At 65.8% G+C, this 6,854-nt stretch carries 7 protein-coding genes and 1 pseudogene; all 8 read right to left on the bottom strand.

The genetic code is table 11. From position 1 onward, the window contains the following. A pseudogene (locus I6U14_RS13410) lies at positions 1-87 on the bottom strand (light-harvesting protein); the annotation flags it as partial. Positions 88-201: 114 nt separating this feature from the next. Then, entirely contained in the window at positions 202-1,503 is a 1,302-nt protein-coding gene (pufC, locus tag I6U14_RS13405) for a photosynthetic reaction center cytochrome PufC (protein ID WP_296900025.1), read from the bottom strand. Continuing rightward, positions 1,500-2,474, bottom strand: coding sequence for a photosynthetic reaction center subunit M (gene pufM / locus I6U14_RS13400; RefSeq protein ID WP_296900024.1), 975 nt, complete (start codon positions 2,472-2,474; stop codon positions 1,500-1,502). The genes pufC and pufM overlap by 4 nt, the downstream gene beginning before the upstream one ends. Positions 2,475-2,486: 12 nt before the next feature. Next, positions 2,487-3,311, bottom strand: coding sequence for a photosynthetic reaction center subunit L (gene pufL / locus I6U14_RS13395; RefSeq protein WP_296900023.1), 825 nt, complete (start codon positions 3,309-3,311; stop codon positions 2,487-2,489). Between the two features lie 105 nt (positions 3,312-3,416). Beyond that, a complete protein-coding gene (pufA, locus tag I6U14_RS13390) occupies positions 3,417-3,608 on the bottom strand; it encodes a light-harvesting antenna LH1, alpha subunit (protein WP_200240626.1) in 192 nt (63 codons plus the stop codon). A gap of 155 nt (positions 3,609-3,763) precedes the next feature. Continuing rightward, positions 3,764-3,907 carry a light-harvesting antenna LH1, beta subunit gene (gene pufB, locus I6U14_RS13385; RefSeq protein ID WP_296900022.1) on the bottom strand — a complete coding sequence of 48 codons (144 nt, stop codon included), beginning with the start codon at positions 3,905-3,907 and terminating at the stop codon, positions 3,764-3,766. Positions 3,908-4,140: 233 nt separating this feature from the next. Then, positions 4,141-5,607 carry a chlorophyllide a reductase subunit Z gene (bchZ, locus tag I6U14_RS13380; protein WP_296900021.1) on the bottom strand — a complete coding sequence of 489 codons (1,467 nt, stop codon included), beginning with the start codon at positions 5,605-5,607 and terminating at the stop codon, positions 4,141-4,143. Further along, positions 5,607-6,854 (bottom strand): chlorophyllide a reductase subunit Y (gene bchY, locus I6U14_RS13375; protein WP_296900020.1); only part of this gene is annotated, 1,248 nt, incomplete at its 5' end. The genes bchZ and bchY, both read right to left, overlap by 1 nt.

The raw sequence follows: 6,854 nt of genomic DNA, 5'->3' as shown, positions 1-6,854 counted from the left end.
AAAGCCGCTCATGCTCTGCACGAAGATGCCATGGAATTCCTGGGCCTCTTCTTCGGTCAGACCGCTCAAGCTCTTGTCATCAGCCATGGGTATTACCTCTGTTCGTCGAATGGTGGCCGGCGGCGATGCCGACGACCGGTTTGGACCGGGTGTTCCGTCACCCCTGAGGTCCTGGTCTTGTGCCGGAGCGTACCCGCTGTCCTAGCGCGGGGCTGGAGCCGGCGGGTACTGCAACGGCGCCGGCGGGTACTGCATCATGCTCGGCGGCGGATAGCGCAGCTGCGGAGGAGCCGCTGCAGGCGCCGCCGGGGCCGCGGCGGGCTGCTGCGCTTCCGGTGCCGGCTCAGCTGCCGGAGCCGCGGCTTCCTGCGCCGGTTGCGCTTCCGCAGGTGCTGGGACCGGCACTTCGGCCTGCTCAGCCTTCGCCTGCTGCTCCGGTGCCTCTGCCGCGGCGGCCTCGGCCTCCTTCGCCGCCTTCACCGCTTCCAGGCCCCCCTCGGGCAACGGTTGCGCCAGGGACGGGTAGTCCTTCAGCATCTTTGCGCCATACAGAGGCTTATAGGCGCCCTGATGGCAGGTGGTGCAGTAGATCTTGTAGACATCGCCCAGCGGCCCCTTGCGGCTGTCTGGAATGATCTCCGAGAGCGGCACCACGTAGTCGTTGTTCATCTCCCGGACGTGCCGGATCGCATACCAAGCGGTGGTCCGCTGCGGCGCGCTCTGATCCCAAGAGTAGAACGAACGGCTGTTATGGCAATAGGTGCAATTGACACCCAGCGCCGACGACATGTGCATCATCAGGCCATAGGTCCATTCCGCTTGCTTGATGGAGCTGCGGTTACCCTGCGGCAGCACGGTCTCGCCGATGACACGGACGTCATTGTCCTGCATCAGGAAGGGCGTGAACGGGTCATAGGGCAATGACGCATAGGCCACGGACTTGGCGGCGACGTTCTGCCCAGTGGGGGCGATCATCGACGGCTGGCCCGGGCCAGGGTCGCTGGTCCAGACGTACTCCGGCACCGGATTGCCGCGGTGGCAGGTCCAGCAAGTCACACCGGTGTCTGCGACATGGTCCTTCCAATTCGCATTGGTGGTCTGCGTCATCTGGATCATGCGCCGCGAGACGACCTTGGTATAGATACCGTCGTACTCAAAGCCTTCGTTCACGTGGCAGTAGTAGCAGCCTTCCTGCGGCGCGACCCAGTTGGTGAGCGCAACCATCAGGCGGTTGAACTCGGCAACGGTCAGCTCACCCAACACCTGGACATTCTTATAGACATCTTTGGCCTTAGGGCCGCCGGGCGTGGCTGCCGGAATGGGCTCCGGCGGCACGTTCGCGTCCAGCGACGCCTGCAGGCGATCGGTGTTGTAGTTGGTCTGCATGCCGAGACCGCGGTAGCCGTTCTGCACCACCTCCGGCGGCGGCGCCTCGCAGCCGGTGATCAGCGCGGCTGCGCCGACCGCTGCGAGAACCAGCGTTTTGCCATTGAGCATCTTCATTGCGACACCCCCTGCAAGAGGCTCGGATCCTGGAGCGTCAGGTCGGACGGATAGGGCGCCACGATGCCGTGCTTGATGCCCCACAGGTACCAGTTCTCGACCACGGTGCCCGTCAGCAGGATGCCGATGCCGGCGGTAATGACCGTCAACACTGCGAACCACCAGGCCCAGCGATGGATGGATTCCATGGTCGCGTTGAAGCCCATGGTCCAGCGCCACAGCAGCATGGCACGCTCTGCGGCGGTGCCGCGGTCGGTGATCTGGTCGATTTCTCGGTCGCCGCCGTAGCGGGACACGGCCAGGATCGTGCCGCCGTGCATCGCGAACAGCACGGCCGAGCCGTACAGGAACACGATGGACAGTGCATGGAACGGGTTGTAATAGAAGTTGCCGTAGCGAATCGAGATCGCCGCCGTCCAATCCAGGTGCGGGAAGATCCCGAACGGCACTGCCTCACCCCAGCTGCCCATCAGCACCGGGCGGATCAGCCCGAGCGTCAGGTAGAAGAAGATCGCCGCCGCGAAGGCCCAGGCCACGTGTGTGCCGGTGCCGAGCGCAATGGCGCGCTGGTAGGTGCGAATCCACCACAGAATGATGGATGCGGTCAGGAAGAACCCGGCAATCAGCCACCAGCCTCCGTCGCCGAGCGGCGGAATGCTGAGCCCATAGGCGGGCGGCGGCGGCTCGAGTGCGAGCCAGAAGAAGTTCTGCAAGAACTCGATCGGGCTCCAGTTCACCTGCGCGGCCATGTTGAAGCCGATGATCTCGATGGCGATAAAGCCGCAGACCAGGGACGCGACCCCGGCGAAGCCGAGGTAGAACGGTCCGATCTGTGCATCGCCGATTTTGCCGATCCAGTAATTGAAAACCGGCTTGCCGAGGCGCGGCATCTCGCCCTTGGGGAGCGGGACACCAGGGTAGCCAGGCTCACGGACCTGGACTTTATTGAAGATGTTTTGATATTCGGCCATGTCGGTGTCCTCTTATGACCAGAACGGCAGCTGCAGCCACCAGTTCCACCACTCGGGCCACCCCTTGGTCCAGAATGGGCCGCTCAGCACGATGCAGACGGCGCTCCAGAACCCGGCGTTGATGGCCAGGAACAGGCCCAGACGGTGGATCGCCAGTGCGCCGATGGAGTAACCGATGAAGTCACGGAAGAAGGTGTTCTCGTGCTCCGAGGTCTTCACGGGCTCACCCTCTTGCGGGTTGACCATCGACAGAATCAGCGACCCGTGCAAAGCCAGTGCCAGCGCGTTCGTGAAGAAGAACGTGATGGCCAGCATGTGCGCCGGGTTGTAGTGGAAGTGCAGGTACTGGTAGCCCACGTTCGACACCCAGTCCAGATGGCTGAAGATGCCGTACGGGAAGCCATGACCCCAGGCACCCATGAGCACGGGGCGGATCACCACCAGCGTGACATAGGCGAGGATCGCGAAGCTGAAGGCGAAGGGCACGTGCAGGCCGATGCCCAGCTTGCGGGAGATCTCCACTTGGCGCAGGGCCCAGGAGACGAAAGCACCGATGGCGCAGATGGTGATGATCTGCCACAGCCCGCCTTCGGTGAGCGGCGCCATCATGAGCCCATAGCTCAGATCCGGCGGTGCGATGTTGATGCGCCAAACATTCCAGGTGGGCCCGATAGCCGCACCCCAGATGATCAGCAGGGTACCCAGCGTGGCGAAGAAGACCGACGTGACCCCGAAGAAGCCGACATAGAACGGCCCCACCCAGAAGTCGAATAGATCCCCTCCCACCAAGGTACCGCCGCGGACGCGGTATTTTTTCTCAAAACTCAGCATGGCCATTATGAATTCCTCTGCTTGGGTGCCGCGGGGGATGTGCAGCACCCGCGTCGCGAGCTCGACGGCGGCCGTCGACCGTGCCGGCGGCCGTCGTCACTGTTCAGGCCCCTACATCTGCTGCGGCACGGCCGGCGCGGTTGCGGTCTCGACCGCCGGAATGCCGTCTTCCAGCCAGTTGAAATCGGTGGTGCTGAGCAGGATCAAATGGATCGCCAGCGCCAGCACGATCAGGAAGCCGAACAGAGCGAGGAGGATGGTGCTCGGGTTGAAGATGAGCCAGATCTTGTAGATTGCGTTCATGCGTACTCTCCGGGTTACGGGTTGAGTCGAGCCAAGTGCATCGCAGGGCGTTCGTGCTCATGCGCAGCGGTGTCGGAGCCTTGTGTGAGCCTCTTTCGCCGAGCGCTATCCACGATGCGGTTCAAGACGACGGTGTTCCTCGCGTTCGCTGGCGCTCAGAGCCAGGGGCGCCACAGCCAGGCCAGCAGGTGCGCGAAGACCGCCACACCGATGAAGCCGCTCATGCTCTGGACGAAGATGCCGTGAAACTCTTGGGCCTCTTCTTCGGTGATGCCGCTCAGGGACTTATCGTCTGCCATGGGTTAACCCTCCAGTGAGGTTCTAGGGGCCGTCAGGCCGGCGGCGCACACTGCTGCGCGGCCGCGGGGCTGCCGGAGTCCGGCTCCGGCGGACCGACCAACCCGCGACGCGGGGTGGACAGACCTGGCGAACGTTCGGCCGGCGCACGACGCCCTGCGCCGTGGCATCGCGACCGGATGATCGCGGCGTTGTGCCGCTGCGCCGCGCCCAATGCGCAGTTGGACGCAGCCGGTCATGCGGCACGACCTCCGCTGAGCGCGTCCCGTGCAGCACGGACGCGCGCAATCGTCACCTGCTCCTCGCCGGCGTCGCGGGCGGCCTGCTCGGCCGCATCGCGCAGGCGCTTGGCCGCGGAGATCCGCGTCAGCACCGGGTAGGCCTCCAGCAGCCGATCCAGCTGCAATTTGGCCTCGGCGTCCCAGGGCAGCTGGCGGTTTTCCGCCGCCAGGCGCGACGGCGTCGCGTCCACCTGGTCCAGCTCGGTGCCGAGGGGCAGGATGTTGAACAGGGCATCGAACAGGGCGTTGCAGACCTCCTGAACCAGGTAGGTCGCCCCGGCATAGCCCATAAAAGGCGTACCCGTGTGGCGGCGGATGATGGTCCCGGGCAATGAGGCCGGGATGTAGGCCGCGCGCCCGCCGATCTCGGCGAGGTACATGCGCTCGTTGTAGCCGCCGAACAGGATCAGCGGCGTGTTGTCGTGGATGGCCGCGCGCACCGCGTCGTTGTCCGGCTTGTGGCCGGGCCGGCGCGCGAAGGCGAAGTTGCAGGGCAGCCCCAGCTCGTCTTCCAGGTAATGGCGCACGCCGCGGGCATAGGTCTCGGTGGCGGCGATGCCGAAGCTCGCGGTGCCGAAGAAGTCCTGCGTGACCGAGCGCCACAGGTCCCAAATGGGCTTGATGGTGGTGTGCTTCTCACGCTCGATGAACGGCTCCGGGTCCAGGCCTAGGAGCTCCCCCAAGGCGCGGAGGAACTTGGTGGTGCTGTGCAGGCCGATGGGGGCCTGCAGATAGGGCTTCTCCAGCGCCTCGCAGAGCTTGCGGCCGAACTCCCGGTACAGGCAGACGTTGACGTCGGCGTCGGCGAGCTGCGGGATGTCGTCCAGGTGCGTGCCGAGCGGGAAGGTCATGTTGACCTCGGCGCCAATGCCCTCCACCAGCCGGCGCACCTCGGCGAGGTCCGACCAAGTGTTGAACACGCCGTAGATCGGGCCGATCAGGTTGACGCGGGGCTTGCTCCCTTCCACACGGGCCTTCGCCTTGGCTTTCCGGCCGTTCTTCGGCCCGTACTGTTGCCAGAGCCAGACCATGGCGCGGTCTGCGGACTGCCACTGGTCCTCATCGATGGTGCGGGGCAGGAAACGCTGTATCGTGGTGCCTGACGGCGTCACGCCGCCGCCGATCATTTCGGCGATGGAGCCGGTGACCACCACCGCGGGCTTGGACTCGTCCAGCGTCGAGAAGGCCCGGCGCATGGCGCCCTCGGTGCCTTCCTGGCCCAGCTCTTCTTCGCCGAGCCCGGTGACGACCACCGGCAGCTCGTGCGGCGGCAGGGCATCCGTGTAGTGCAGGACTGCAGTGACCGGCAGGTTCTCGCAGCCCACAGGGCCATCGATGATGACCTGCATGCCCTTCACGGCCGTGAAGACATAGACGGCGCCCCAGTAGCCGCCGGCGCGGTCGAGGTCCTGGATCAGCATCAGGAACGCCCCCCGGCCGACTTGCGGGCACGCGTGGGCATGCGGTCCCAGATGCCGGCGGTGTCGCCGTCGCCGACCCCGTCGAAGAATGCGTTCATCCGGTCGAAGCGGGCACGACTGGCGAGCGCGGCGTTGACCACCTGCGCCAGTGAGCCGGCACCGGCGGCCCCCATGAGCGGGCGCGCGGAGATCAAGTTGGTGAAGTAGAGCGCGGGGATACGCTGCTGCTTGGCATGCTGCACCACGGGTGTAGTGCCGATGGCCAAATCCGGCTTGACGGCATCCACCGCGGCCTTGTCCTGCTCCAGCGCGGCGCGGAACTGCACCGTGGTGCCGTGCGCCTCGAGCCACTCCAGATCGGGCTTGGACCACTCGGTCTTGGGCGCGGCGGTGCCGACGTAGGGCACGCGGGCTCCAGACTCCATCAGCAGCCGGGCCACCAGCAGCTCAGAGCCTTCGTAGCCGGAAACGGTGATGGTGCCGTTCACGGGCGCCTCAGCCAGCGCCTTGCGGATGATGGGCAGCGCCGCATTCTTGGCGGCGGCGACCTTGTCCGCGGGCACGTTGCAGGCCTCACCGATTGCGTCGAGCCATGCGGCAGTGCCGTCGTGTCCCACCGGGGCGGAGCCGACGATTCGACGCCCGGCTTCCTGGAATTCCCGGATGGAAGCCGTGTAGTAGGGATGAATGGCGGCGACCGCGGCGCAATCGAGCGCCGCGTACAGCTCGCGCCATTCACGGGTCGGCACGACCGGGCCGGCGGCGAGCCCAAGGGGCTCAAGCAGCATACCGACACCGACTGGGTCGGCCGGGAACATTTCACCGAGCAGCGTCACGGTGGGCTTGTTGCTCGGGCCGCCGCGGGGCGCCTGCACCGGACCCTGCTCCGCCTCACCGCGGGCGTATTTGAGCATGGCGCCGGCGAGCACGTCTTTCGCTTCTGCATGCGTGGGCACGCCGAAGCCCGGCACGTCGATGCCGATGATGCGGACGCCGTCGATGGACTTGGGCAGCAGGCGCAGGGGCACGCCGGAGGCCGTGGGCACGCACAGATTCGTCACCACCACGGCGTCGTACTTCGCTGGGTCCGCGAGCTGCTCGACGGCCTCGCGTACGTCTTCGAAGAGCTTGCCCGTCACCAGCGTCTCGGAGTCGAAGGGCACATAGCCCACCGATCGCTTGGCGCCATAGAAGTGGCTCGTGAAGGTGAGCCCGTAGACGCAACACGCCGAGCCGCAGAGCACGGT

Origin of the sequence: Thiohalocapsa sp. (genome assembly GCF_019695415.1) — a bacterium.
GTDB lineage: Bacteria > Pseudomonadota > Gammaproteobacteria > Chromatiales > Chromatiaceae > Thiohalocapsa.
Note: the sequence above shows the minus strand (reverse complement) of the source record. Positions and strands in the feature narration are given on the sequence as shown.